General features: G+C 40.4%; 21 protein-coding genes, 1 tRNA gene and 1 pseudogene. 12 read left to right on the forward strand and 11 right to left on the reverse strand.

From position 1 onward, the window contains the following. Positions 1 to 49: 49 nt before the first annotated feature. Positions 50 to 433 (reverse strand): helix-turn-helix domain-containing protein, encoded by a 384-nt coding sequence (locus L0657_RS19205; protein WP_235152373.1) that lies wholly within the window; start codon positions 431 to 433, stop codon positions 50 to 52. A gap of 134 nt (positions 434 to 567) precedes the next feature. Here L0657_RS19205 and L0657_RS19210 point away from each other — a divergent pair, with 134 nt between their 5' ends. Next, complete coding sequence (locus tag L0657_RS19210) at positions 568 to 1,449, forward strand: SDR family oxidoreductase (RefSeq protein ID WP_235152374.1); 882 nt, start codon at positions 568 to 570, stop codon at positions 1,447 to 1,449. 42 nt (positions 1,450 to 1,491) lie between these two features. On the opposite strand, the gene L0657_RS19215 is transcribed toward L0657_RS19210, so the two are convergent. Next, positions 1,492 to 1,914 carry a VOC family protein gene (locus tag L0657_RS19215; RefSeq protein ID WP_235152375.1) on the reverse strand — a complete coding sequence of 141 codons (423 nt, stop codon included), beginning with the start codon at positions 1,912 to 1,914 and terminating at the stop codon, positions 1,492 to 1,494. Here L0657_RS19215 and tpx point away from each other — a divergent pair. Beyond that, the gene (gene tpx / locus L0657_RS19220; RefSeq protein ID WP_235152376.1) at positions 1,913 to 2,506 is read left to right on the forward strand and encodes a thiol peroxidase; all 594 of its coding nucleotides are present in this window, start codon (positions 1,913 to 1,915) and stop codon (positions 2,504 to 2,506) included. The genes L0657_RS19215 and tpx overlap by 2 nt on opposite strands. 79 nt (positions 2,507 to 2,585) lie before the next feature. On the opposite strand, the gene L0657_RS19225 is transcribed toward tpx, so the two are convergent. Beyond that, entirely contained in the window at positions 2,586 to 3,407 is an 822-nt protein-coding gene (locus L0657_RS19225; RefSeq protein WP_235152377.1) for an alpha/beta fold hydrolase, read from the reverse strand. Between the two features lie 330 nt (positions 3,408 to 3,737). Between L0657_RS19225 and L0657_RS27915 the strand changes: the two genes are divergently transcribed. The 5 genes and pseudogenes from L0657_RS27915 to L0657_RS19245 all read left to right on the forward strand — a co-directional run bounded on the left by L0657_RS27915 (position 3,738) and on the right by L0657_RS19245 (position 8,875). After that, complete coding sequence (locus tag L0657_RS27915; protein WP_255717918.1) at positions 3,738 to 4,031, forward strand: phospholipase A; 294 nt, start codon at positions 3,738 to 3,740, stop codon at positions 4,029 to 4,031. Continuing rightward, a pseudogene (locus tag L0657_RS27920) lies at positions 4,028 to 4,618 on the forward strand (phospholipase A). Before L0657_RS27915 ends, L0657_RS27920 begins: the two are co-directional and overlap by 4 nt. Positions 4,619 to 5,046: 428 nt before the next feature. Then, a complete protein-coding gene (locus tag L0657_RS19235; RefSeq protein ID WP_235152378.1) occupies positions 5,047 to 6,252 on the forward strand; it encodes a DUF3696 domain-containing protein in 1,206 nt (401 codons plus the stop codon). Beyond that, entirely contained in the window at positions 6,249 to 7,286 is a 1,038-nt protein-coding gene (locus L0657_RS19240) for a hypothetical protein (RefSeq protein ID WP_235152379.1), read from the forward strand. The genes L0657_RS19235 and L0657_RS19240 overlap by 4 nt, the downstream gene beginning before the upstream one ends. Then, entirely contained in the window at positions 7,283 to 8,875 is a 1,593-nt protein-coding gene (locus tag L0657_RS19245; RefSeq protein ID WP_235152380.1) for a DUF262 domain-containing protein, read from the forward strand. The genes L0657_RS19240 and L0657_RS19245 overlap by 4 nt, the downstream gene beginning before the upstream one ends. A gap of 213 nt (positions 8,876 to 9,088) precedes the next feature. Here the strand turns inward: L0657_RS19245 and L0657_RS19250 are convergent. From L0657_RS19250 to L0657_RS19270, 5 genes are all read right to left on the reverse strand, one after another. Further along, positions 9,089 to 9,162 (reverse strand) — tRNA-Pro (locus L0657_RS19250). A gap of 146 nt (positions 9,163 to 9,308) precedes the next feature. Next, on the reverse strand, positions 9,309 to 12,740 hold the full coding sequence (locus L0657_RS19255; protein ID WP_235152381.1) for an efflux RND transporter permease subunit: 3,432 nt from the start codon (positions 12,738 to 12,740) through the stop codon (positions 9,309 to 9,311). 24 nt (positions 12,741 to 12,764) lie between these two features. After that, positions 12,765 to 13,898, reverse strand: a complete 1,134-nt coding sequence (locus L0657_RS19260; RefSeq protein WP_235152382.1) for an efflux RND transporter periplasmic adaptor subunit — start codon at positions 13,896 to 13,898, stop codon at positions 12,765 to 12,767. 109 nt (positions 13,899 to 14,007) lie between these two features. After that, complete coding sequence (locus L0657_RS19265; RefSeq protein ID WP_235152383.1) at positions 14,008 to 15,372, reverse strand: TolC family protein; 1,365 nt, start codon at positions 15,370 to 15,372, stop codon at positions 14,008 to 14,010. Next, positions 15,362 to 15,988: a TetR/AcrR family transcriptional regulator gene (locus L0657_RS19270; protein WP_235152384.1), complete on the reverse strand. Its 627-nt coding sequence runs from the start codon at positions 15,986 to 15,988 to the stop codon at positions 15,362 to 15,364. Before L0657_RS19270 ends, L0657_RS19265 begins: the two co-directional genes overlap by 11 nt. Before the next feature lie 610 nt (positions 15,989 to 16,598). On the opposite strand from L0657_RS19270, the gene L0657_RS19275 reads away from it, so the two are divergent. Together L0657_RS19275 and L0657_RS27925 are read left to right on the forward strand one after the other, a co-directional pair. Further along, positions 16,599 to 18,071 carry an arginine decarboxylase gene (locus L0657_RS19275; RefSeq protein ID WP_235152385.1) on the forward strand — a complete coding sequence of 491 codons (1,473 nt, stop codon included), beginning with the start codon at positions 16,599 to 16,601 and terminating at the stop codon, positions 18,069 to 18,071. A 103-nt stretch (positions 18,072 to 18,174) separates the two neighbouring features. Continuing rightward, positions 18,175 to 18,306 carry a hypothetical protein gene (locus L0657_RS27925; protein WP_255717919.1) on the forward strand — a complete coding sequence of 44 codons (132 nt, stop codon included), beginning with the start codon at positions 18,175 to 18,177 and terminating at the stop codon, positions 18,304 to 18,306. Here L0657_RS27925 and L0657_RS19280 read toward each other — a convergent pair. Together L0657_RS19280 and hemE are read right to left on the reverse strand one after the other, a co-directional pair. Continuing rightward, the gene (locus L0657_RS19280; protein ID WP_235152386.1) at positions 18,303 to 18,830 is read right to left on the reverse strand and encodes an HAD-IIIA family hydrolase; all 528 of its coding nucleotides are present in this window, start codon (positions 18,828 to 18,830) and stop codon (positions 18,303 to 18,305) included. The two genes, L0657_RS27925 and L0657_RS19280, sit on opposite strands and share 4 nt — an antisense overlap. 146 nt (positions 18,831 to 18,976) lie before the next feature. Beyond that, positions 18,977 to 20,002 carry a uroporphyrinogen decarboxylase gene (hemE, locus tag L0657_RS19285; protein ID WP_235152387.1) on the reverse strand — a complete coding sequence of 342 codons (1,026 nt, stop codon included), beginning with the start codon at positions 20,000 to 20,002 and terminating at the stop codon, positions 18,977 to 18,979. A gap of 164 nt (positions 20,003 to 20,166) precedes the next feature. On the opposite strand from hemE, the gene L0657_RS19290 reads away from it, so the two are divergent. From L0657_RS19290 to L0657_RS19300, 3 genes are all read left to right on the forward strand, one after another. Continuing rightward, on the forward strand, positions 20,167 to 21,114 hold the full coding sequence (locus tag L0657_RS19290; RefSeq protein ID WP_235152388.1) for a hypothetical protein: 948 nt from the start codon (positions 20,167 to 20,169) through the stop codon (positions 21,112 to 21,114). 177 nt (positions 21,115 to 21,291) lie between these two features. After that, positions 21,292 to 22,272 (forward strand): hypothetical protein, encoded by a 981-nt coding sequence (locus L0657_RS19295; protein WP_235152389.1) that lies wholly within the window; start codon positions 21,292 to 21,294, stop codon positions 22,270 to 22,272. Next, entirely contained in the window at positions 22,269 to 22,553 is a 285-nt protein-coding gene (locus L0657_RS19300) for a hypothetical protein (protein ID WP_235152390.1), read from the forward strand. The genes L0657_RS19295 and L0657_RS19300 overlap by 4 nt, the downstream gene beginning before the upstream one ends. Positions 22,554 to 22,699: 146 nt before the next feature. On the opposite strand, the gene L0657_RS19305 is transcribed toward L0657_RS19300, so the two are convergent. Next, positions 22,700 to 25,159, reverse strand: coding sequence for a TonB-dependent receptor (locus L0657_RS19305; RefSeq protein WP_235152391.1), 2,460 nt, complete (start codon positions 25,157 to 25,159; stop codon positions 22,700 to 22,702). Positions 25,160 to 25,272 lie beyond the last annotated feature (113 nt).

Consider the following 25,272-nt stretch of genomic DNA (forward strand, 5'->3'; position numbering starts at 1 on the left):
CAACTCCGGAAAGATTCCAATCTTTGAATGAATCTAATTCAGCCAGCTTCTAAACGAACACTTTTCGTTGTGAAAATTCTTCACGTGACGCTTTGATCGCGGGCATATTTTTAAGTGCCCAGTCTATAAGAAGTGACATTGCCGGCAACAAACTTTCGCCCAGCGGGGTTAAAGAATATTCAACACGCGGCGGCACTTGCGGGTAAATTTTCCTAGAAACTAATCCGTCAGCTTCCAGGGTTTTTAATGTCACTGTCAGCATTTTCTGGGATATCGTGCCTATCACAGCGTTAAGTTCATTGAAACGCAAAGTTCCGCATTCACCCAAAATAGAGATTACAAGAATCGACCATTTATCTCCTACACGATCCAGTACACTTCTGACGGGACAATCATCTATCAACTCAAATTTTTTCAGATTTTCTTTTATCATAATCTTTTAACGTTCAGCATTAGTTACTTGAAAGTAAGTTATTGGTTTATGCGTGCCTTCTTGTTTGACGCTAAGTTACTATTTACCTTTAACTATACAAAAGTAACTATTGGCAAAAATTCAAATAGATAATTATGAGCAAGATTTTGGTAACGGGGGCAACAGGCCACCTTGGAGCAAGCGTGACGGAATTCCTTTTGGAAAAAACAGACGTTTCAAATATTAGTATCCTGGTTCGTGATCCTGCAAAGGCTGACAGATTTAAGGAAAGAGGTGTAAAAGTGGAAGTCGGTGATTATGAAGATACTGCCGCACTTGCGAAAGCTTTGACAGGCATAGACAAATTATATCTGGTTTCAGGACTGGACGCTAATCGTGGTACTCAGCATGAAAATGTGATCAATACGGCAAAAGAGGCTGGGGTGAAGCATATCATTTACACCAGTTTCCAGCACAAAACAGAAAACGGGCATCCGGCACTTTCTTTTATTGCGGAAGGACATTTATATACTGAGAAAGTGCTCAAAGCGTCGGGTGTAACTTACACGATTTTACAGCATGGTTTGTATGCTGATGTTATTCCAATGTTTGCCGGAGAAAATTTACTTCAAAGTAAAACCATTTTTCTACCTGCCGGCGAAGGGAAAACGGCTTTTGCGACAAGAGAAAACATGGCCGAAGCAGGTGCATTAATTTTGTTGGATGAAACCGGAAAATTTGATAACCAGACGATTGAACTGGCAGGTTCCGAAACAGTTTCGTGGACTGATATTGCTGCCGCGATTTCTTCAAATGTTGGCGAAACCATTACGTATGTGAGCCCTTCGGTCGCTGATTTTACTTCGGCTTTAACCAATGCAGGTGTTCCTACTGAGATCGTTGGCATGTCAGCTGGATTTAGTCAGGCGATAAACGATGGAGAATTTGATGCAGTAAACGGAAAACTGGAAGCAATACTTGGCTGTAAATTAACAACGGTAGAAGATTACTTGGCCGGAATTTACATGAAGGCGTAATACTCTGAGTTGATTTATAGAGGCTGGTTTAATAAGCGGCCTCTATAAACTTTGTCCAAATGTCAGCGAATTATTGTCCGGATCAAGTATTGCAAATTCTTTTTGTCCCCAGGGTTTTGTTTGTAAATGTCCTGCCTGCGGGATATTTACTTTTTGGTCCAAAGCCAACTTATACCATTCGTCTATGTTATCCGTCCGGATATAAACCTGTCCGTAATTTTCTTTCGGATCAAGTGTTTTAAATTCAAAAAAGTGAATTTGAATGTCGTCTTTGCTGACCATCAGGTATCCGTCATAGTCGGCCTGGCCCAACGCTTCGAAACCAAGCTTGTTCAAATAAAAATCCTTCGTAACGGCTTTGTCACGCATCGGAAGTTTTGGGTTGATATCGGTTAGCATCGTGAGCTGATTTAATGTTTTTATTTGTACATTCGAAGATTCACTTTTTACTTGATTAATCAGCATGACAAACTTTAAAAAAACATTATTGGTTGCTAAAATCTCCTTTTTAGCACTTACCGCGATCTTTATTACAAACAGCAGTTTCGCACAAACAACCGGCACTGCTATCACTTTGGGCGGTAATACCGTGCACACTGTAGGGAAACTGCCAGCGGTTGGTACCGAGGTGAAAAATTTTACATTAACCGGCGTTGATCTGAAAGATAAAACTATGGCTGATTACAAGGGAAAGTATGTGATCATGAATATTTTTCCGAGCGTAAATACGGGCGTATGTTCCAAATCGGTAAGGAAATTTAATGAAGACGCAGCCGGCCTGAAAAACACTACCGTGCTTTGTATTTCCAAGGATCTGCCATTCGCACAAAAAGCATTTTGCGGCGCGGAAGGAATCAACAACGTAGTGATGCTCTCTGATTTCAGGACTGATTTTGGCACCTCCTATGGCGTTCAGATTGCAGACGGCCCGATGAAAGGTTTGCTGAGCCGCGCGGTGATTGTGGTAAACCCAGAAGGAAAAATTGTATACGAACAGCAAGTGCCGGAAATAGGGACGGAGCCGGATTATACTGCGGCTATTGCTGCGATTAAATAAATTCGCTGTCAGCTGTCGGCTATCAGATTAATGCCGGGAACGACATTTATAATGATAGCCGACTGCCGAAAGACCAAAATTATGCTTTGAAGAATTCCAAAAGGTCTTTATTGATCGTTGCTGCCTCGGTGGCAGGCATTCCATGAGGGAAATCCGGGTAGGAGATCAGTTTCCCATTTTTCAAAAGTTTGACAGCCTTGGCACCAGAAATTGGGAAAGGCACGATCTGATCGTCTTCGCCATGTAAAACCAGTACCGGGAAATCAACGCTTGTAAGACTTTCTGTGAAATCTGTTTCTGAAAAGGCTTTGATACCCTCATAATGCGCTTTAATTCCGCCCATCATCGCCTGACGCCACCAGTTGTCACGGATTCCCTGTGATATTTCCGCACCTTCGCGGTTGTATCCGTAAAATGGAATGGTGAAATCCTGGAAATACTGCGCACGTTTTGTTGCCGTTCCCTCACGAATTTCATCAAAAACCGACATCGGGATACCATCAGGATTTTCCGGCGTCTGCACCATCAGCGGCGTTACCGCACTGATCAGCACCACTTTCGCCACACGGCCCTGTCCGTATTTTGCAGCATAATAAATCGCCTCACCGCCACCCGTCGAGTGGCCAACGTGAATGGCATCTTTCAAATCCAGTGCTTTTGTAAGCGCAGCAACATCAGACGCATACGTTTCCATATTATGTCCCTCAGAAACCTGACTAGACCGGCCATGTCCTCTGCGGTCATGCGCGATAACCCGGTATCCCTGACTAAGGAAAAACATCATTTGTCCGTCCCAATCATCCCCTGACAACGGCCACCCGTGATGAAAAACAATCGGTTGTCCTGTTCCCCAATCCTTATAAAAAATCTCGGTTCCGTCTTCTACTGTGATTTTAGGCATCTTCTTTCAACTTTTTGGTGGAGTAAAAATTTTTGGGAAGTTAGGTTTTTTTGTGGGGAAATAGTTGACGATTTCATCGGATTTAATGTACGTTTAATGGTTGGATTAATTCTTTAATCCGCGAAAGGGAGAAACTTAGACAGTTTCGAGGGTTTGGGAGGATTTGATTTGGGTTGGTGGGGGAATTTTGGGGGTTTTGGGTGGTTGTTTGTTGAAGAAACATGATAGTACGTTTATTGCAAAGTATGACACAAAACTGTCTAACCAGCAATATGTTAAAGGAAATGAAATGTGTTATGTTTGTTTAAAGTTAAACAAACGGAACTGCGCATGAAGAGAATTTACTTTTTACTCCTACTGGTTTTTTGTTTTTGTCAAAGCAAAGCGCAGACGATCGCTGACCAGTCGGTTCGCATTAAGAGTATATCCGAACGTTGGGAACTGGCGGACTCGACGCGCAAAGGCACATTTCTGCTTACTTCCTATAAACCCTTTTATTTTTCTCTGGGCCGTTGGTCGAGCAATCCTAACCGGCAGCCGTATAGTGAAAATCCTGCGTATAGTGTTCCCACGGCAACGAATTATAATAAATATGAAGCCGGTTTCATATCAGTTTTAAGGTGAAATTGCTGCAAAAGATTTTCTGGGGGAAAGGAGATTTGTGGGCCGGTTATACGCAAAAAGCGCATTGGCAGATTTATAATACCGGCGTTTCCAGACCCTTTCGTGAGCTGAATTACGAACCTGAATTAATCCTGAATTTCCCGATACGTTACAAATTTCTGGGTTTTGAAGGCCGGACGCTCGGCGTTGCTTTCAATCATCAGTCAAACGGCAGGGAACTTCCAAATTCCTGAAGCTGGAACCGGATCATGTTTCATACCAGTATGGAGCGAAAAAACTGGCAGATCACCCTGCGCCCATGGATAAGGTTAAAAGATGAAGATGATGAAAATCCTCAGATCATGAATTATATCGGAAGAAGAGAAGTGACGGTAGTTTACGGCCGCCCAAGACACCAGATTTACCACGTAGCGACACATCCCTTCAACCGGCTCAACCGCGGCAGCGCGCAACTAAACTGGATATTCCAGATCCGCAACCACTTAAAAGGTCACATTCAAATGTCCAGCGGATACGGCGAAACGCTGATCGATTACAAACATGCACAGAATACCGTGGGGTTGGGGATTTGTTTTGTTGATTGGTAGGATTTTCTGCGATGATGTATAACAAGGAAGAGGATTCTTTCAAAGAATGGATCGTCCCATAATCCCTCACACAAGACGGTAAAATTTCTGTGACGTTTGATGGACCGGAAGAATCTGATTTGAACTGACTGAAGAATTTGAAGATTTCGGATGTTTGGTTGTTGAAGGAGTAACGAGGTTGGGTTTTGGATTTTTGAGGTCTGCTAGGATTCGCGGACCTTTTTTGTTTAGGTGTTAAAATAAAAAATTAACCCTAAGTGCACTGTTATTCGTGAAGCAGGACATTTTTTTGCAAAGATGATGAAAATTTAAAGATGACATTTTAGTAATGTCTGCCGTGAGCTCTAACTACGTTTGTCCATTCATTAATTTTAATGGATATTGCATGAAGATATGTATAACGCCAGCGGCAAAGATTCTAACGCTAAATGAAGATCAAATCGCTTTCTTTTGAAAATTATAAAGGCTTTTTTGAAAGACAACATTTAACTCTCAAACCTTTGACAATTTTGATTGGGAAAAATAGTTCAGGAAAAAGTTCCATAGCAAAGCTTTTTCCTCTGCTAAGCAATTCTCTATCCGGTCATTTTGATGAGCCATTATTATTAAGCAATAATAATGTTTTCTTAGGAGGAGAATTTAGGGATCTTGTCTTTAACAGAAATCCCAATAGTCCAATCATTTTTTCATTAGAATTCCAAGACTCATCCATTCTAACAGTTAGTATACTACAACCTCTACAACAGTACGAATTAATAATATATGAATGGGCTTATGTTAGTCCTCTAATTGATATTAGTCTTCGATATGATCCAATAAAGGGATATGTTGATAGTGGTGGTGGTATATACAATTGTGAATTTAGGGGATTTATTCCTATTACTATGAGAGATCCCAATGGAAAGGATCTTTTGAATTTTATTGAGTTTGATATGCAAATGATCGTCGATTATATAGGACCATTTAGAGTTGTCCCTGATAGACAGTTTACTTTGACTGGTCAAGTTAATTATAATCAAACTGGTACAAAAGGTGAATATGCATACTCGATGTTAGGTGCAAGCAAGAATGTAAAGGCGACATTACATGAGAAAGTGGGTAGTTGGTTTGAACAAAATTTTGACGGTTGGAGACTTCTAGTCGAAAATAAAAATGTTCCTTTTATAGAGCTTCTTTTATCCAAAGGGGATTCTTTGATAAATTTGGTTGATGTTGGACAAGGTATGAGTCAGGTCCTTCCCCTAATTGTTCGAGCTCATGTTGATGAGGAGGATTCATATGTTATTTCCGAACAGCCAGAATTGCATTTGCATCCAGCGGCTCATGGAGATATTGCCGAGCTATTTGCCAAATCATCTAAAAAGTCAAATCAAACTTTTGTTGTTGAAACTCATTCCGAAAATTTTCTTCTTCGATTGCGTAGGTTGGTAATAAGTAATGATTTCGGTTTTACATCTGATGACATTATTATCTACTTTGTGGATAGTTCCGAAGTTGGTCAACGATTAATGAAGATAACAATTGATTCAGATGGTGTTTTGTCAGATTGGCCAGAGGGTATTTTTAATGAGAATTTGGACGAAGTCGTTGAAATGAGGAAGGCTTTAACAGAAAAAAAGAGGTCGAAAGAATGATATTCAAATTTAATCCTAAGGTATTTGATATAGATGATAGTTTAGTGGGAAGAGATATTCTCGCGTTGATATTGAACTTTTTTAAAGATCTATATCTATGGGATGAAGAAAATCTTTATGAAATTTTTGGGGATCCAACAAGTGAAAGCTTATTTTTCGAGACAAGATTTGCTGAAACTATTTTGACGGCAGATATGCGTAATCAAATAAGGGGGCATTTAAAAGAACTTTTTTTGAAATCAGCTTATATTACCAGTGCTCAGAAATTTTATCTAACAACTATTTGTATTGGTGTCGAGGCGGATGAGGTGAGACCGGCTGATGCATTAAAAATTACTAATACAAGTTCATTAGTACTTGTGGAGAATGGGACTAATGATTGGAACTTTATAAAGGGACTTGTTAAAAATTATAAAAAGCATCCTAAACGCAAAGAAATTTATAAACTTATATCGAAGGCTCTGGACGAGCATACCCTAATAGAAAATCATGCAGGAGGATCGGGAGAAATGGTAAAGCGATTGAAAGCAATTGTTGAAGGAGATTTGGCTGAGGTTTTTAAGTTTAAGGTTTTAGTGCTTTTTGATTCGGATAGGAATGATGATAAATCAATTAATTTTGAAAAATGGAGGACTTTATTAGAGTACATCAAGGGTTCAACATTTAATGAAAATAATAGCGCCGAATGGATATGGAAGGAATCGGATTTACTACGCTGGCACATGCTTTACAAGCGGGAGTTAGAAAATTATTTATCGTCAGAAATGCTGATTGAAGCGCTAGATGTAAATACCGCCATTTCTGCAACAATTCTTGGTCTAGGTCCACGTGATCTGGACTTTTATAGATTTAGTCAACACATGGATCAAGGTATGAAAAACCAGATTCCAACTCTTTTTATGAATGATGGACTTCGTGAAGTATTAGAAAATAGATGTAGCCATCACCGTGTGCCTTTGGATCTACCTAACGGAATTTTGGAGGAGGTTTCGGAAGTGGAAAAATTATTGCTAAATATTGCAAAAATCATATGAATAAAAGCGAGTCCAAAATAATTAGAGTTAAACCTGATAAAACTAGATTAATAAATCTATTACAGGATATTTATGATGGTGCATATAAGATACCAGTTTTTCAACGTGAATGGGCTTGGAAGCCGAATCAAATTTTAGAGCTATTTGACAGTATATCAAAAGGGTATCCGATTGGAAGTTTAATATTTTGGAAACCAGAGATTGAATTTGATACGAAAGAATTTATCGGTCCTTATAGAGTAACTAAAAAGTCGCATTCGGTCAGTTACATCTTAGATGGTTTTCAACGGGTGAGTACTCTGTTTGGCGCACTCGAAAACCCGAATAAGTTTGAAGAACATAATAAAGTATTTTTAAAACAGTTTTCTGTATACTACGATTTATCGGAATGCGAATTTGTATACTTAAAGGGAAGGAATAAGCCAGGAATCGCTTTAATACCTTTGTATAAAATTATTGATACCTTTGAGTTTATAGATTTTCTTCGTGAAATTGAGACAACAGTACTGAATAAAGAAGAAAGTAGCAGATTAATAGATAATGCGAAAGAGATAAGTAGAGTATTTTCCGATTATGAAATCCCTTATGTTGAAATGCACAGGGGCGATATAAAAAGTGCGGTAGAGATATTTTCTCGTGTTAATTCTACGGGTACGGATATATCGGAAGATTTTATGCTTTCAGCACTAACCTATAATGTTGATACAAATTTTTTATTAAGTGATCGCATATCGAATTTTTTAGCTAACCATGCGATTTACAATTTTTCTGGATTAAAGAGAGATACAATTTTGAATTGCATTTCTAATAGTCAAGGGCGTATTTATTTCGATGTTAGAATTGAGGAGTTACTTAAACAAGACATTGAGACGCTGACTGATGGGGCATTTATTCATATATCTAAGGCAATCAAGTTTTTGCGATATGAAATGTTAGTTCTTGATGCTAAGTTGCTCCCATATCCAACGCAACTTATCTTTATTTCGGAGTATTTTCGATTGAACCCTGTACCGACCCTAGATCAGATTAAACGTTTAAAAAAATGGTTTTGGATTACAAGCTATTCCAACTACTTTACAATTTATTCGCTTTCACAACAAAGGGCGGCATATAAGCTGTTTGTTGATTTTGCATCAGACAAACATTTGGACGGCATTTATAAAATCAGCAATACTGACGAGTTTGAGGCCGCTAAATTTCCTGAGAAAATAAATTTCACAGGAGTAAGAGCAAAAGCTTTGCAGTTATTTATGCTTTATAATAGGTATTTAGGACAAGAAGTACCACAGGAGGGTAGCGTTACTGACATTTATGTTTATAAGGGCAAGGGAAGAGTGCCTTCAAATATGATTTTCACAGTTATACCTGATAGTGGTGAGTTCGAGCCGAACAACGTGTTTTCAATTACTGATGCAAGTGAAGAAGATCTGGCGAAAATCTTTTTCACACCAGATTTACGTGATATAATGCTCAACGGTGATGAAGATGTTTTTTTGTCCCAAAGAGAAGAAATTATTAGAAATAGAGAGAGGGACTTTGTAGAGTCAATCGGAATTCGTTATGACAGTTCAAGTTTTGATATCACTTAATAATAACGGTAGTCGAGACCGTCTCCGACGTAACTTATATGACATATGTTATTTTATTTCTGAGAGATGCAAGTTATTTTCATTGAACTACTTTATGCTTCGATCAAAAATCCATGATACTTGTAGGCTAAAAGGCGAGATTAAAAGTTAATTTTCGATAATCTATACAAGAAAAATACTTGTAACATGATTCGTGAGTATTTTCTTATATTGTCGGGATGACAGGATTTGAACCTGCGACCTCTTGCACCCCATGCAAGCACGCTACCGAGCTGCGCCACATCCCGTAATTTTCCAAGGCTGCAAATAATTAAAAAAAACGCAGAGTTAAAAGAGTTTTGCGCAGAGTTACGCAGAGTTTTTATTTTTTAAATAATCTCTGTGAAACTCTGCGCAAAACTCCCTAACTCTGCGTTTAAACAAACAAACGAATTTATATACTCTCGTTCTGCCAGTTTGGATTGATGACTTCCTGTTTGCCTTTACGGAACCATTTGTCGCGTACTCTTTCGTTGACGTAATACATACACGGCACGAGCAGAAGCGTCAGGATGGTTGAGAAGGTAAGTCCCATGATGATCGTCCAGGCGAGGATATTCCAGAATACGGAACTCGCTCCGCCTGTCGTAATATTAGGGGCAAAATCTCTGAACAGGGCCACAAAATCCAGCGTAATACCGAATGCAAGCGGAATCAGACCGAGTACCGCCGCCGAAGCCGTCAGCAATACTGGCGTCAGACGGATCGCGCCGCCTTCGATAATTGCATTGCGCAGCGGGTAACCGCGTCCGCGAAGTTCATCAATAAATTCAATGAGCAAAATCCCGTTTTTCACCACAATACCGGCCAGTGCAATGATACCAACACCGGACATGATCACGGAGAATGTTTTGTCAAAAATCACAAAACCTAGCAATACTCCGATCAGCGAAAGCACGATGGTAAAGAAGATGATCAGCGGTTTCACAACCGAGTTAAACTGCGTAGCCAGGATCAGGTAAATCAGCAGGATCGCTGCACCAAATGCGCCGGTCAGGAAGTTCATGGATTCAGCCTGATCTTCCTGCTCACCACCCATTTTTACGGTATAACCGCTTGGCACTTTCACGTCATTCACCAGTTCCTGAATCTGGGCCACGACCTCGTTGGCATTATATCCCGGTAAAACATCGGAGCTCAGCGTCACAATCCGTTGCTGATCTTTCCGGTTAATCTGACTGAATGTTGTCGAATAAGAAATGTTGGCAACGGACGTGATCGGAACCTGACGAAGCGCGCCGCCGGAATTCATATCACGGTATACAATGTTCAGACTCAACAGTTTTTCAATCTGCTGACGGTCGTCTTTTTTCAAACGGACCATGATCGGATATTCATCTTTTGCATCACGGAATTTGGAGACTTCCAGACCGAAAAGTGCGGTACGGATCGACAGCGCGATCTGTGAAGAACTGATACCTTCACGTTGTGCTTTTTCACGGTCAATATCAATCGTGATCTCAGGCTTGTTCGTTACCAGATCGGATTTCAACTGGTCAATTCCTGCGATACCGGAGTTTTGTACACGTTTCAAAAGATCTTTTTCCAGTACCTGCAATTCATCAAAATCATCACCCGAAATTTCAATCGAAATCGGCTTTCCGGTAGGAGGGCCGGTACTTTCACGTTCAACGGAAATTTCAGTCCCGGGAATTCCGGCTACTGCATCACGTACTTTGGTCAGCAATTCCTGCGTCGAGCGGCCATCGCGGGATTCACTTTTGACAAACGCCACCGTCACTTTGGATTTATGCGGCGTAGCGGCACGGTCCGGGTTGTTTGGATCACCGGCATTTTTACCAACATTGGAAATAACCGAGTTCACGATATTCATAGCTTTCTCCGTTTTCAACACCGAGAAAACACGTTTTTCGATCACTTTGGTAACCGAATCCGTCGTAAGCGCATCCGTTCCCGAAGGCAGTTTATTGTACACATAAATATAATCAGGATCACCGCTCGGGAAGAATGTTACTTCCGGTTTGGCAATACCGACAATGATAAACGTCGCGATCAAAAGCACGACCATCGAAAGAATCGCAAAAACCGGTCGGTATCCTTTGATCAGCCAGGTGATCAGTTTTTTATAATTATTTTTAAGTGCCGGAAGGAGTTTGTCCTGGAAAGGAACAAGAATTCTCGGTGTCAGGATGTAATGATTGAAAACGAAAAGCACGAGGATAATTACAAAGAAGTTACCCACACCGCGGTCAACAAAATAACCAACCAGCGCCATCGCAGCCAATATCAACATCGGACGCATGATCGCTTTGATGCTTGTATCATGTTTTTCTTTTTCATCTTCATGACGGCCCATGAACGTTACCGCGAAAACCGGGTTGATCACATAAGCCACAAAAAGGGACGACATCAGCGTCAAAATCAGCGTCAGCGGCAGAAATTTCATGAAATCCCCGACAATGCCCGGCCAGAAAAGAAGCGGAAAAAACGGTGCGATCGTCGTCAAGGTACCGGAAAGTACCGGCACGAAAACTTCTCCCGCAGCGGCTTTTACCGCCTGCTGAATCGTCCAGTCCTTATGGTTGTTGAACAAACGGTGGGTATTTTCAATTACCACAATTGCATCATCCACCACCAGACCAATCCCGAGCAGGAAGGCAAAAAGTACGATCGTATTCAAGGTAAATGAAGTACCAATCACTGGTCCTAAAACCGGCATCAATACAAAGGCAACAAGCGCAGAAAGCGGTACGGAAAGTCCGATAAAAATCGCGTCACGGATACCCATGAAAAACATCAGTACCAAAACCACGAAGATGAAACCGATAATAACGGTATTGATCAGCTCATGCAAATCCGCCCGTGTACGTTCCGACTGATCGGCTGTGATGCGGATATCCAGTCCCTGCGGCAATTCGGATTCCTTCATTTTATCAATAATCACTTCAATATCATCAGCCGCTTTTACCAGGTTTGAACCCGCTCTTTTGATAACGTTCAGCGTGATTACCGATTTGTTGTCCAGACGGGCAAAATCAAGCTGTTCTTCAAAGCTGTCCGTCACTTCGGCAATATCGCCCAGACGTACCACCGCACCCGTTCCTGTACGTATACGCAGGTTTGCAAGCTGGGTCATGTCAAGGAATTCACCTTTCACGCGCAGCGTCCGGCGCATATTTCCAACTTTTAAATCACCACCAGAAACGTTAATATTTTCACTTTGAACGGCAGTTTGAATATCCGCAAAAGTCAAACCGGTGGATTGCATACGCGGCAGATCCAGGTTAATCTGGATTTCACGGTTCAGCGCACCAACAATATCTACCCGGCTGATTTCCGGCATGGCTTCAATCGCATCCTGCAAATCTTCCGCGTATTCTTTTAGTTGTTTCAGCGAATAATTTCCTGCCAGGTTGATGTTCATAATCGGGAACTCCGAAAAGTTCACATCCTGCGCCGTCGGACCAGAATCCAGTTCCTGCGGCAAATCCTGTTTGGCCTTATCAATCGCATCACGCACACGCTGTAAGGCATCCGAAACTTCAACATCCGGTGTAAATTCCACCAGAATTACTGAAACATCCTGCAAAGCGTTTGATTTGATATGTTTTACCCCATTGATGGATTTTAGCTGTTTTTCAATGGGCTTGTTAATCGTGTTCTCCACATCGGCGGGAGCGGTACCAAAATAGACCGTGTTGATATAAATCTGCGGTATTTTGATATCCGGAAACTGCTCTTTGGGCAGGTTGTTGTATACCACGAAGCCTGCCAGCGTGATGATAACCGTAAAGATGTAAATAGTAGTCCTATTCTCTACGCACCAGTTGGTAAAACTCAGGGTTTTATGATCTTCAAATTTCATGGGTATGCTAGCTGAAAGTGAATGTTAGTACGAAATTGTTTGTCCGTCCGAAACCTCCTGGTATCCGGTCGTGATAATTTCGTCTCCTGCCTGTAAGCCTTCCGTTATTTCAATCTTTCCGTTGTAAATCAAACCTGTTTTCACAATTTTCGATTTAGCCATTTTCTTACCGTTTTCATTCACAGCTACATAAACAATCTGTCCCTTTTCAGTTCCCTGAATAATGTTCTGGTCAACGATCAGCGCATTTTTCTTTGTCGCGTCATTGATCTGGACTTTCGCTGTCATGTTTGGTTTCAATGCAGGACTTGAAGGAAGATCTGCTTCAATATTAAAAGTGCGGCTAAGCGGATCAACCGTCGTTCCAACAAAAGAAACTTTTGCCTTATAATCTTTATTCAAATCCGGAAAGCTGATCAGAATTTCGTCACCACGTTTTACGCTCGCAGCATAAGTATCCGAAACCTTAGCAACAACTTTCAGATTTCCAAGATTAACAACCCGGAAAAGACCAACGCCCGGAGCCGCAGTTTCGCCAACTCTCACATTAACCTGATCCACAACACCCGAAATCGGAGCAGAAACCCGCGATTGAGAAAGCTGCGTGTTTAAAGTAGAAAGTTTTCTTTCCAAGCCTTCTTTATTATTCTGCGCTTGTAAAAACTGTACTTCAGTACCGATTTTCTGGTCCCAAAGGTTTTTTTGTTTGTTAAAAATCGTGTTAGCCAAGGTCAGCTGCGTTTTTACTTCTTCGATACTTTCGCGTAAAATACTGTCGTCAACTTTCGCCATTGCAGTTCCGGCTTTTACCTGATCGCCTTCACGTACATAAACGGCCGTGATCACCCCACCGGATTTCGGCGTTACCATCACACTGTTTTTGGCATCGATAGAACCTTGCAATTCCACGTAATGACTTAAAGTACCCACTTCAAGCGGTTTCACAGTAACTACTTTTATATTGGTTTCTGCTCTTTTTGTCGTGTCAAGCTTCGCTATTTCCGATTCAAGTGCCTTTATTTTTTTGTCAGTTTCGCTCTGTTCTGATTTTAGTTTGGTCAGTTCTTCTTTTTTTCCTGCCAATCCATCCTTTTTCTCTCCTGAGCAAGAAGCCAGCAAAGCAGCAGCGATTGTGATACATAGAATATGTGTTTTCATAAATTCTTTTAATGGTTAATTGTTAGTGGTTAATGATTAATTATGGATGGTAACTGTTTCTGTCTGCGAGCTCTTAATGAGCCGCTCATTAACAATTAATCCTTGACAATTAATCATTATAAAGCTCTCCCTTCGCTTTGCTCAGGTCAACTTTGGCAATCAGTACATCGTAAAGTGCCGAGAAATAATTTGTCTGTGCTTCCTTGAAAGAAGATTCAGCATTGATTACCTCAATATTAGATCCCACACCTTCCTTATACTTAATTTTAGAAACACGCACGATTTCCTCTGCCAGATCAACATTTCTGCGTTGGGTTTCCAAGGTCGCAAAAGCATTTTTGATATTAATCGCAGCTTGTCTTGATTCAAGATCGATGGATTGTTCCAGGAGCGTCTGATTAAGTTTCACTTTATCAAGCGCCACTTTCTTTTGCTGAACCTGGTATTTTTTTGTAAAACCATCGAAAATCGGAATGTTGACATTTAATGCTAAAACGGAATTGTTAAACCACTGCGTTCCGAACAAGTCTGGAAGTGTATTCCTACCATTATTATGTCCATAACCAAATGAGGCCGAAACGCTTGGTAAATAACCGCTGCGAATGTTTTTCAAATCCAGCCCGGCGAGTTTCAGCTGCGTATCAAGTAAGGAATATTCGATCCGGTTGTTGTAGTTAATTGCTGTTTCTGAAAATTCGGATTTCATCGTTTCAATATCCAGGTCTTCTACTTTGTCTTCCAGTGCAATCGTTTCAGAAAGCGGCATACCCATTTGATATTTTAACAGCGTATAACTAAGTTCGATCAGGTTCTGAACTTTCTGGCGCTCAGTAACCAGATTATTAATCTGAACTTCCAGCCGGTTCACATCCAATAATTCCACAAATCCGCTCTTGTTCATAATCTCGGTTTCGCGTTTAAGAGAATCAACCCGGCCAATGTTAAAATCCAGGACTTTTGCGCGCTCGACCGCAACCTGGGTGGAATAATAAGCTTTGGTAACTGCCTCTGCGACATTTACTTTTGATTGCGTAACAGTTTTACTTGCCAGTTCACGATAGGTATTGGCAGCCCGCAGACCGATAAAATAAGAGCCGCTAAAGATTAATTGATTCAGCGTTGCACCTGCGCTTCCAGAATATTTTACCCCAAACTGAACGGCAACCGGTGGGGCATCTGGAGAAGCATTCGGGTCCGCAAAGTTGGCCGGAAGGAATACACGCTGAATAATTACGTTGTCGCTCAGGTTCAGGTTAACAGCTACCTGCGGCAAGCCGGCAGCTCTGATCTCACCAATTCTCGCTTCGGCCGATACCGCGTCGAGCTGGGATGTTTTGATGTTAACGTTGTTTTTTATCGCATAATCGACAGCTTCCTTTAATGTAAAACTGCCCTCCTGTGCCTGGACAGAAAGCATGCTTAAAAACATCGCGAGCGCTATTAAACCGCTGCGAATAGATTGGTCATTTTTCATGGGTGTTTGCTTGTGTTGCTGATTCTTCGGTATATTTAGTATAGTATTCGAACCCAAGGTCCGTCAATATGCCACGTAAAAAATGGTGTACGAATTCCACTTGAACGTTCATCATATTGAAGCGGTCCGCCGGGAAAATGGTCGGGTCGAAGGCCATTTCCACCTGTTCAATCCTGAGAAGAGAAAGCATATCGATGTTTATGTTTTTTCGATAGAATCCTATTTCAATTCCCTCAATCAGATTTTCGCGGATACTCTTTAATAAATATTGGTGCTTATACTGATGAAAAAGATCCCAGGCTAACGGATGGTATTTTTTCAAGTCGTGGAAAAGCACCGGATTCATGTGAGCCAACGAAATTCGCATATAATCGGCGGCCTGTATCAACTGTTCAATGGGATCCAGCTTATCTTCATCCATTTTATCCATCTGGCACTTCTGAACTTCCAGCTCCTGTTGAACGGCCAGAATCACGATCGCATCTTTATCAGGATAATGCTGATAAATGGTCCTTTTCGATATGCCAAGTTCCCTCGCGATGTCGTCCATCGTCACACTTTTGATACCAAAGCGCCAAAAGAGATTAAATGCTTCTTTTATAATTCTTTCTTTCACAGGGTAAAGTTGAAATTTTCCTATGATAAAAACTACGGAAACTATAATAATGTTTAGAGTTTTCTTCGCATTTATCTTAGCAGAATTTTAGCCGTGATAAACCATGATTTAATGATTTCTTAATTTGTTGATTATTAATTCATTTGGTCAAAGTTCTATATTTGACACGTTTAATTTTTTGAATAAAATTTCCTTATCATTTATTTCTCTAAATTAAAGTTACCAATCGTTATAATTGCATTATATTTAGATTAGTTTACTTAAATTGATTTATTATTTCCTTTTTGTTACTGCTTTAAGACTGAAAAAATTGTTGATCTGGAATTTAAAGTAAGTTCTGGAAAATAAAATAACCAATTGAAAAAGTACCAAGCCGGGGATTTAAGGTATGAACAGTGAAATATTGATGATAAAGTGATCGGCCGGAATGTTTTAAACTTAAATGATGTTTGGAAATAATACATATTCTGACCAAATTTCGGGTCTTTTCTTTTACCCGTTTTTTGCCGCTAAATAATTCAATAAGAGGAACAGATAGAGGCCGAAGGAATTAAAGATAAAATTCAATTATTTATTCAAATCCACTAATAGCTACCGCGAAAAAAAATAAATGAAAAGCTACATTGACCTGATTCAGCAAACGTTCGAGTTCCCTACGATGGAGTTTAACGTTGACAAAGATGAATTGCTGTTCAACAATGTACCACTGATGGACATCATCAAGGAACATGGTACGCCTTTGAAACTTAATTATTTGCCCAAAATCGGTGAACATATTGCAAACGCAAATATGTTTTTCAAAAATGCCTTCAAAAGGCATAACTATAAGGGAACTTACACTTATTGTTATTGTACCAAATCTTCACATTTCAGTTTTGTACTGGAAGAGGCGCTGAAGCATAACATACATCTGGAAACATCTTCGTCTTTCGATATCCCGATTATCAGGGAATTGTATCGCCGCGGGAAAATCAGCAAGTCGACATTCATTCTTGCTAACGGTTACAAAAGACCGCTTTATACACAATATCTGAGTGAATTGATCAATGAAGGTTTTAATGTTATTCCAATTTTGGATAACCTTAAAGAAATTGAATCCTACGAGCAGCAGGTTACAGCGGATACTGTGAATTTTGCGATGCGTATCGCGACGGATGAAGAGCCTAACTTTGCTTTTTATACTTCACGTCTAGGAATTCGCTATAATGACGTGCAGCAGTTATACAAGGATAAAATTGAGAGCAATCCTCGATTTAAGCTTAAAATGCTTCACTTTTTTATCAATACAGGAATTAAAGATAGTGCATACTACTGGAGTGAATTAACCCGGTTTATGTTCAAATACTGCGAAATGCAGAAAATTTGTCCTGAACTTGATTCGATCGATATTGGTGGTGGTCTGCCAATCCAGACTTCTTTGCAGGCAGGGTACGATTATCAGCAGATGATCGATGAAATTATTGAAAATATTCAGTGGATTTGTAACAAGAATAATGTTCCTGTTCCGCATATTTTTACTGAATTTGGAAGTTATACAGTTGGTGAAAGTGGCGCGGTGATTTATGAAATCATTGACAAAAAATTACAAAATGATAAGGAGCTTTGGTATATGATCAACGGATCGTTTATTACCCAGCTTCCGGATTCGTGGGGTATGAACCAGAAATACATCATGCTTCCAATCAATAACTGGGATAATCCTTACCAAAAAGTAAACCTTGGCGGGCTGACATGCGATTCACAGGATTTTTATAATAGTGAAATGCACAGTGCGGATTTGTATATGCCAATTTTTGAGGAAGAAGCTGAAAAACAATACATTGGGTTTTTCCATACCGGTGCATACCAGGAATCTCTGGGAGGTTACGGTGGAATTCAGCATTGTTTGATCCCGGCTCCAAAACACGTTCTGATTGACCGTGACGAAGAAGGAAAAATCATAACACGTGTTTTTGCAGAAGAGCAGGACAGCGATTCCATGCTGCGAATTCTTGGTTTTAAAGATGAGTCGTTTGTTGCTCCTATAAACAAAGAAGAGGATTCGGTTGAAGCTGAAGAGGAACTGGCGGAAACAAAAAATTAAGGATTTATATAACGTTCTTGGAATGAATTCGTTAAACTTACGAATTCATTCCAAAAATGAAAGTTTAAAAACGGACGTTCTTATACTACTCTAAACAAGATCTATGAAAAAGGTATTCTTTCTTTTGGCTGTTTGCGGAACAATTGGCTTTGCATCTTCCTGCACAAAGCATCAGTGTCCGGCCTACGGTTCCACTTTGAAAGTCGAAAAACAGGCGGTTAAATTACGCGCTTAGTTTTGAAGATTTAATATAATTTTTGCCGCTTCAAATAGACTGACGGCTGTAAAATCTCCTGCTGAAACTTCTGTTTCGGGAATAATATGAATCGTTTTGAGGCCAACTTTATGTCCGGCCTGCATATCCCGTGCGCGGTCGCCGATCATCCACGATTGGTTCGTATCAATATTATACTTTGCAATTGCCTTTTCTAACATCAAAGAATCTGGTTTTCTCAATAGCGATTCTCCTGTAAAAGCTGGATGCGATGGAGCAAAATACAGATCATCCAAAACATTTCCTGAAACTTCCTGCATTTTTTCATGGATAGCATATACAGCTTCCGCGCCATACATTCCTTTTGCAATTCCAGCCTGATTTGTAATAACGATCAACAAAAAGCCTGCTTCTTTTAATAATTTCAAAGCTTCCGGCATTCCTTCTGGAATTACGAGATCATCCAGTTTGTGTAAATAATCGCTGAGGTCTTCATTAAGAACACCATCACGATCAAGAAAAACGCACTTTGTTTTATTGGACATGGATTTATTAGGTTACACAGAGGGCCACAGAGCGAAAAAGAGGGACACAGAGAAGGTTTTTACATCACAAGACAGATTATAATATTTGAAATACAACTCTCTGTGTATCTCTTTAAAACTCTGTGGCCCTCTGTGTCCCTTGCAATCTAAGCTGAGTATTCTTTTACGGCTTCGATGAAACATCTTACTTTGTCTGGCTGCATATCCGGATAGACACCGTGGCCAAGATTGGCGATATAACGCTGCGTTCCAAATTGGTTTACCATTTTCTTTACTTCTGCACGAATTTGATCGAAAGAAGAATAAAGCACACAAGGGTCAAGATTTCCCTGTAATGTCTTATCAGGAATTAACTGACGAGATTCGGTAATGTCCATGTTCCAGTCTAATCCTACAACTGCACAATTCAGTTTTCCAATTTCTTCTCTTGCAAAAAACGCTCCTTTTGCAAAAACAGTAACCGGAACTTCCGTGATTGCGTCACAGATTTGTTTGATATAAGGAAGCGAAAAAGTTTTGTATTGTTCAGGAGACAGAATTCCTGCCCATGAATCGAAAATCTGGACAAGATCAGCACCGGCCACAACCTGTGCTTTCAAATAGGCGATGGTACTGTCTGTAATTTTTTGTAATAATAAATGAGAGAATTCCGGGTCAGCGTAAAGATGTTTTTTCGCTACGGAAAATGTCTTGGAACCCTTTCCTTCGGTCATATAACAAAAAATGGTAAACGGCGCGCCGGCAAAACCTATTAGAGGAACACGTCCTGCCAATCCGGTTTTGGTAAGTCGAATCGCTTCCAAAACATAACCGAGATCATTTTCAGGATCTGCGACTCTGAGTTTTTCCAGATCAGCGATTGTATTCACCGTCGCCGGAAAAATCGGGCCTTTTTGCTCAGCCATTTCATACGGTAAACCCATACCTTCAGGTACTACCAGAATATCCGAAAATATAATGGCGGCGTCAACACCCAATAAATCAACAGGTTGTAATGTTACTTCCGCCGCAAGCTCGGGCGTTGTGGCAAGCTGAATAAAACTTCCGGCTTTTTCGCGAACAGCACGGTATTCCGGCAAAATTCTTCCTGCCTGACGCATCATCCAAACAGGGGTACGCTCCACTTTCTCACCACGTGCAGCCCGAAGCAAAAGATCATTTTTCAATTCCATGCCGCAAAGGTAGGAATAAGTATTTAAAGTGGGTGCCGAAAGCAGGAGCTAAGAGAAAGAAGTTTACTGATTATATAAATTGTCATTTCCTGTGGAATGTGTTCATGAAAATCAATGTTGTGGAATGGTTTTAGGGCGTTAACATAAAATCAATAACCCAGCTTATGAAATTCGTTAAAATTATATTTTTCCTTGTCTTAACCGTTGCTTTCTTTTCCTGCGCGAAGGAAGAAAAGGAAAAAGAAATGTCTTCGGATGAGATCGTAAAAATCGGAATGTCGCCATGCAGATCGTCTGCGCTCTTTATCAAAGATTTTGGGTTTGACCCTACCCGGTCTGACTTGTCGACAACAGAGCCCGGCATGGTCGGCGTTGTGTTGGTGGAACATCCGAGAAAAGCCGCAGATTCGTTGAGCAGAAGAACTTACCAGGATGTTTCCTGGACCCAGAATGGCTGGATGGGCAATACAACGGTCGATATAGATGGGAACATTTACACTGCGCCGTTCCCAAAAGAAAATGAAACAAATATTCCATTAAAACAGATGGACAAGGTTTTCAAAATAGATGCGAAAACCGGGAAAATGGATGTTTTGCTGGAATTATCCAAACCAGGTAGCTCAGCAGAAACAGTTCCTTTCGCCGTTTTAGGACTTTACTACGACTGTCACGGAAAAAAGTTATACGTTAGCAGCGTCTCCGGGAGTACAAAAACAAAGGAAAATGGAATCATTTACGTAGTTGATCCGCCGACTGGAAAAGTAGTGGATCAGTTGAAAGGTCATGATGCGGCCGCGGTGTTTGTTGGTGGGTTTACAGGTGAGAAAAGATTATATTTTGGCGGCTTGCGTACATCTGATATTTATTCTGTCCAACTTACCGAAGACGGAAAATTTAAAGGGAAAGCGCGTTCAGAAGGAACACTTTTGCATCCGGGGAATTCTGGCAACGATAGGGCAAGGAGTATTCGTTTTGATGAGAACGGAAATTTATTGGTGTCCGCTTCGTCGTTTGACTTCACACTTACGGACGCAGCTGTAAAAAAGGAAACGTCATACCAATTTTCTTATGACAAGGGAAAAAAGAAATGGAGGCTGGTTGACGGAGGTTAGAAACAAATCCTAAAAAGGATGCTGCAACAATAAATTTAACGGCAATTCCAGTTGGAAGAGCCGTCTTTTTTTTGAATAGCTAACACAGAAAGTTCAAAATATTTTAAGATTCACTGCCATTTTTTTCTTAGATACGGTGATATTTGCAGTTACCTATCTATTAAAGAATGTTTTATAATGCTGGAAGAATTAAGGAGAATTGCATTCAGGTTTCAGATTGACCCTCAACAAACTGCCGGACATACGGCGAGATTATCCTCTGTTATCACTGTTTTGAATAACATCAATACCTCATTTTTGAATTTTCTTGAAATAGAATTTTTAAAGAACGATAAGTTCAGGGCGGTCTACGAAAAATCGCCCAAAGTCCTGGAAGGGTTAAAAAAGGAGCTGGAACTACTAGTTGTAGATCTTAAATTCAGCAGTTTTGAAGCGGCTGTCGCTTCCAATATTGTTGAGCCGCCAAGTCTTTTTACAACAGATATTGACGATTGGAAAAGAAATGCGTTCTCAGATTATAAGAAGAATATTCTTTTTGGGAATTTTGAAGAGCCTCAGTATATGACCCGGATTATTGAAAAATATACACCGGAAGAAAGAGGCAAAATATACAAACCGCTTTTCACCGCATCAACCTCAGACCGGCCATTCAAACTTTTTTTAATTGATGCGAAAGGAAAGAAGTTAAGTCTGAGACAGCCGGATAAGAGTTTTACGGATCGTTATTTTCCAAAAAAGGAAAAGGTTAAAAAGGAAAAAACGGTTTATCGGTTTGCAAAAATTTATGCTAAAATAGGTGGAAAAGATGCCTCTGCTGATTTGAGTAAAAAGGATATCAAACAGGTACTTTTAATAGAGGAAATGGAACACGGAACGTATCCATTTAATCCCGAAATTATTAAGTATGATGAGAAATTATATGTGCTGCATGAGAAGCTGAATTGTGAAGTGACTTTTGAGAATCAGGCTTATGTGATATCTTTCCCGCCACTGAATCTTTGCGTTTGGGGAGCAACAAGGGAAGAAGCGGAAACTGCTTTTTGTTTCAGTTTTCATGCTTTATATCAAAATTTTGCATTGGAATCGGACAGTGCGCTTTCTGAGCAGGCGGTTGTGCTGAAAAATAAGTTGTTGACTATTGTTAAAGCGATTAAATGAAAGCGAGAAAAAGCAAGGATATACAGAGAGTATTGCAAAAACAGGGTTTTGAATCTTTTACAGAAAAGGATCATCACCAGTTGCATTATCTCGTTGTGGATGGAAAGAAACAGGCGGTGCTTACTTATCTTGGAAAAGCGCCGCTCAGTACTGATCTGATGGATACGTTAGCAGGACAATTACAATTATCAGAAGAAAAGATGGCAGAGAGCTTTTTCTCAGGCAGATTGAATCCGGAGAAATATCTAGGGATGTTGAGCGAGAAAGAGATGATTGGATAAGGTATTATAGCACTCTCAATTATTAATAAGGTGCATCGCACCGCAATATTTGTAGAAAAGCATTATTTATTTTCGTTAAATATTTACCCAACAAAAAGAGAGCGCCATATCCAACGTTCTCTTTTTTGTTTGGTCAATTATTCTGTTTAAAAATGAAAATTCAGCCCCACTAAAAAATTACGTCCTGCCTGCGGGAAATAGAAATTTTCCTGCGTCAAGGCACCTCCAGCGATATAGCCGTAGGTATAACCATTGGATTCGTACTTTTCGCTGAATACATTATTTAGCAAGAAATTAAGTGTAATTTCTTTTGCCCAGGTTGGTTTGATCGTCCAGGTCATGCGGATATCGTTTGTAAAATAGGCACCCAGTTTCCGCGTTTCGTCAGACGTGTTATCCAGATATTGTTTTCCAACATATTTTGTTAGCAGCGCAAATTCCAGATTTTTTTGTGGACTGTATGTAAACTGGCTTCCTGCGATCACGTTTGGAGAAAACGAAATGTCAGATTTTCCATGATTGATCAGGTCATAATCACCGCTGTCGTAGTTAACAATATATTCCGTAAAATCGGAAATTTTATTCTGGCTAAATGTCGCATTGGCATTCCATTTAAATCTGGAATTGAAGGCAATCGCACCTTCAAGCTCAATACCTGTTCGATAGCTTTTCGGCACATTTACACGAATCGGATTACCGACGTCATTGATCTGTCCAGTCAGCACCAGCTGGTTTTTATAATGCATCAGGTAGTAATTCGCGGAAATCCCATAAATCCCTTTTTGCATGCGGAAACCTGCTTCAACATTATTCAGTCGCTCGCTTTTTGGAAAAAGCCGGTTGGTGGAAGCGGTGAAATCATCCCGGTTTGGCTCTTTGTTACCCACACTGTAAGATGCATAAACAGAACTTTGGGGAGCAATCTGATAGGTTATCCCAGCTTTTGGGTTGATAAACGAAAATGATTGGTCAAAGTTAAACGTGATCAGATCATTATCCGTTCCATCTATTTTATGACTTACGCTACGGTATTGAATGTCCCCGAACGCATTCAGTTTTTCTGTAAACTGGTAGTATAGTTTTCCATAAATATTGAAATCCTGCTTGATCCCTTTGTTGAAATAATAACGCTGCTCATTTTCAGTATTTCTCGCATTTCTTGCCCAGATAATTTCTCCGTAATGATCGCCGTCATAATAATTATATCCACCCCCCACACTGGCTGTCAATTTTTTAAAGCTGTTGTAGTCAAGTGAAAATGTTGATCCGTAGAAATAATTATCCAGCCATCTGCGACGGATAAGGTCAGTTCCGGAAATTGTATCATTTCCCGAAATTAGATTAGGCAGATTGTAACTGCTGAACTGGTCATTCTTGCGATACTGCTCATAATAACCCAAACCACGAACAAGAAATCCGTTCAGGTTTAAAGTCAGATTATTATTCAACGTATGGGAAGTGACAACCTGGTAGTGATCCTGACGGTAATTGTCAACCTCATTTTTATAAGTGTAGGAATTGAAAGTGCGGTCGTTAGCATTCAGCAAATTTTGAGCATCTTTTTCATCCAATCCATTACGATTAATGTAAGCTAAAATTCCTTCACGGTCGCCGCGCAGTTTTGCTTCGGGAACCCCGTTCCATGATTGATACGTTTTTTCTTTTCCTGAAAATACATTGACACGAACAAAGCTTTTTTTACCAAAATAAGCGCCTGATAAGTAATATGAATGAAGTTCGGAAGACGCGCGGTCAACATATCCGTCTGATGAAACACGCGACAAACGGGCATCAAAAGTGAATTTATCTTTTACCAGACCACTTCCAATTTTAAACGTATTTTTAAATGTATTGAAAGATCCATACGAATTGTTGAGTTCTGCATAAGCCTCTTTACGGAACTGATTGGTGCTAATATTCACGGTCGCACCGAAAGCGCCGGCGCCATTGGTGGAAGTTCCAACGCCGCGCTGAATCTGAATGCTGCTAACCGAAGAAGCGAAATCCGGCATATTTACCCAGAAAACACCCTGACTTTCTGCATCATTATAAGGAATCCCATTGACAGTCACATTGATTCTGGTGGCGTCCGTGCCACGAATCCGGATTCCTGTGTAACCCACACCGCCGCCGGCATCACTTGTGCTCACAAGCGAAGGCGTAAAATTCAGAAGTACTGGAAGATCTTGTCCAAGATTCTGCTTGTTAAGTGCCTCGGCGCTGACATTGGTATAAGCCATACCCGTTTTGTCAGTAACCCGGGTTGCGTTCACAATGACTTCATCCGCCTGGAAAGTGCTTTTTTGAAGTTTTATGTCAATCGATTTTTCAGAACTTGCGTCGGTTGCATCGAGTTTGACTGACTGATATCCAATGTAAGATATTTCCAGTGAGACAATGTCGTCAGAGATATTCCGGAGCGTAAATCTTCCGTTGGCATCGGTTGTAGTTCCTCTGATGTCACCAGCCTTGATGGTCGCGCCGGGTAATGGTTTTCCATCTTCCTGATCGGTGATCTGACCGGTTAATGTTTTTTGAGCATAAACAGATATACCCAGTAAAGTGCTTATAACGAGTGTTAAAAGACAGGTCGTAACTTTTCGCATTGCGATTAATAATTGTTACGAACAGGCAGGGGCCACCTATCCTTTGGTTCAATAAAAAATGGTTATTCGATACAGCTTATCAGGCAGTTTTGGAAATTTATAGAATTCCGCTG

This window comes from Dyadobacter sp. CY345 (genome assembly GCF_021502725.1).
Taxonomy (GTDB): domain Bacteria; phylum Bacteroidota; class Bacteroidia; order Cytophagales; family Spirosomataceae; genus Dyadobacter.

What these genes read in the sequence shown, in the direction of transcription:
- L0657_RS19205 (WP_235152373.1), bottom strand. Translation starts at nt 433, where the DNA reads ATGATAAAAGAAAATCTGAAAAAATTTGAGTTGATAGATGATTGTCCC.
- L0657_RS19210 (WP_235152374.1), top strand. Translation starts at nt 568, where the DNA reads ATGAGCAAGATTTTGGTAACGGGGGCAACAGGCCACCTTGGAGCAAGC.
- tpx (WP_235152376.1), top strand. Translation starts at nt 1,913, where the DNA reads ATGACAAACTTTAAAAAAACATTATTGGTTGCTAAAATCTCCTTTTTA.
- L0657_RS19215 (WP_235152375.1), bottom strand. Translation starts at nt 1,914, where the DNA reads ATGCTGATTAATCAAGTAAAAAGTGAATCTTCGAATGTACAAATAAAA.
- L0657_RS19225 (WP_235152377.1), bottom strand. Translation starts at nt 3,407, where the DNA reads ATGCCTAAAATCACAGTAGAAGACGGAACCGAGATTTTTTATAAGGAT.
- L0657_RS27915 (WP_255717918.1), top strand. Translation starts at nt 3,738, where the DNA reads ATGAAGAGAATTTACTTTTTACTCCTACTGGTTTTTTGTTTTTGTCAA.
- L0657_RS19235 (WP_235152378.1), top strand. Translation starts at nt 5,047, where the DNA reads ATGAAGATCAAATCGCTTTCTTTTGAAAATTATAAAGGCTTTTTTGAA.
- L0657_RS19240 (WP_235152379.1), top strand. Translation starts at nt 6,249, where the DNA reads ATGATATTCAAATTTAATCCTAAGGTATTTGATATAGATGATAGTTTA.
- L0657_RS19245 (WP_235152380.1), top strand. Translation starts at nt 7,283, where the DNA reads ATGAATAAAAGCGAGTCCAAAATAATTAGAGTTAAACCTGATAAAACT.
- L0657_RS19255 (WP_235152381.1), bottom strand. Translation starts at nt 12,740, where the DNA reads ATGAAATTTGAAGATCATAAAACCCTGAGTTTTACCAACTGGTGCGTA.
- L0657_RS19260 (WP_235152382.1), bottom strand. Translation starts at nt 13,898, where the DNA reads ATGAAAACACATATTCTATGTATCACAATCGCTGCTGCTTTGCTGGCT.
- L0657_RS19265 (WP_235152383.1), bottom strand. Translation starts at nt 15,372, where the DNA reads ATGAAAAATGACCAATCTATTCGCAGCGGTTTAATAGCGCTCGCGATG.
- L0657_RS19275 (WP_235152385.1), top strand. Translation starts at nt 16,599, where the DNA reads ATGAAAAGCTACATTGACCTGATTCAGCAAACGTTCGAGTTCCCTACG.
- L0657_RS27925 (WP_255717919.1), top strand. Translation starts at nt 18,175, where the DNA reads ATGAAAAAGGTATTCTTTCTTTTGGCTGTTTGCGGAACAATTGGCTTT.
- L0657_RS19280 (WP_235152386.1), bottom strand. Translation starts at nt 18,830, where the DNA reads ATGTCCAATAAAACAAAGTGCGTTTTTCTTGATCGTGATGGTGTTCTT.
- hemE (WP_235152387.1), bottom strand. Translation starts at nt 20,002, where the DNA reads ATGGAATTGAAAAATGATCTTTTGCTTCGGGCTGCACGTGGTGAGAAA.
- L0657_RS19290 (WP_235152388.1), top strand. Translation starts at nt 20,167, where the DNA reads ATGAAATTCGTTAAAATTATATTTTTCCTTGTCTTAACCGTTGCTTTC.
- L0657_RS19295 (WP_235152389.1), top strand. Translation starts at nt 21,292, where the DNA reads ATGCTGGAAGAATTAAGGAGAATTGCATTCAGGTTTCAGATTGACCCT.
- L0657_RS19300 (WP_235152390.1), top strand. Translation starts at nt 22,269, where the DNA reads ATGAAAGCGAGAAAAAGCAAGGATATACAGAGAGTATTGCAAAAACAG.
- L0657_RS19305 (WP_235152391.1), bottom strand. Translation starts at nt 25,159, where the DNA reads ATGCGAAAAGTTACGACCTGTCTTTTAACACTCGTTATAAGCACTTTA.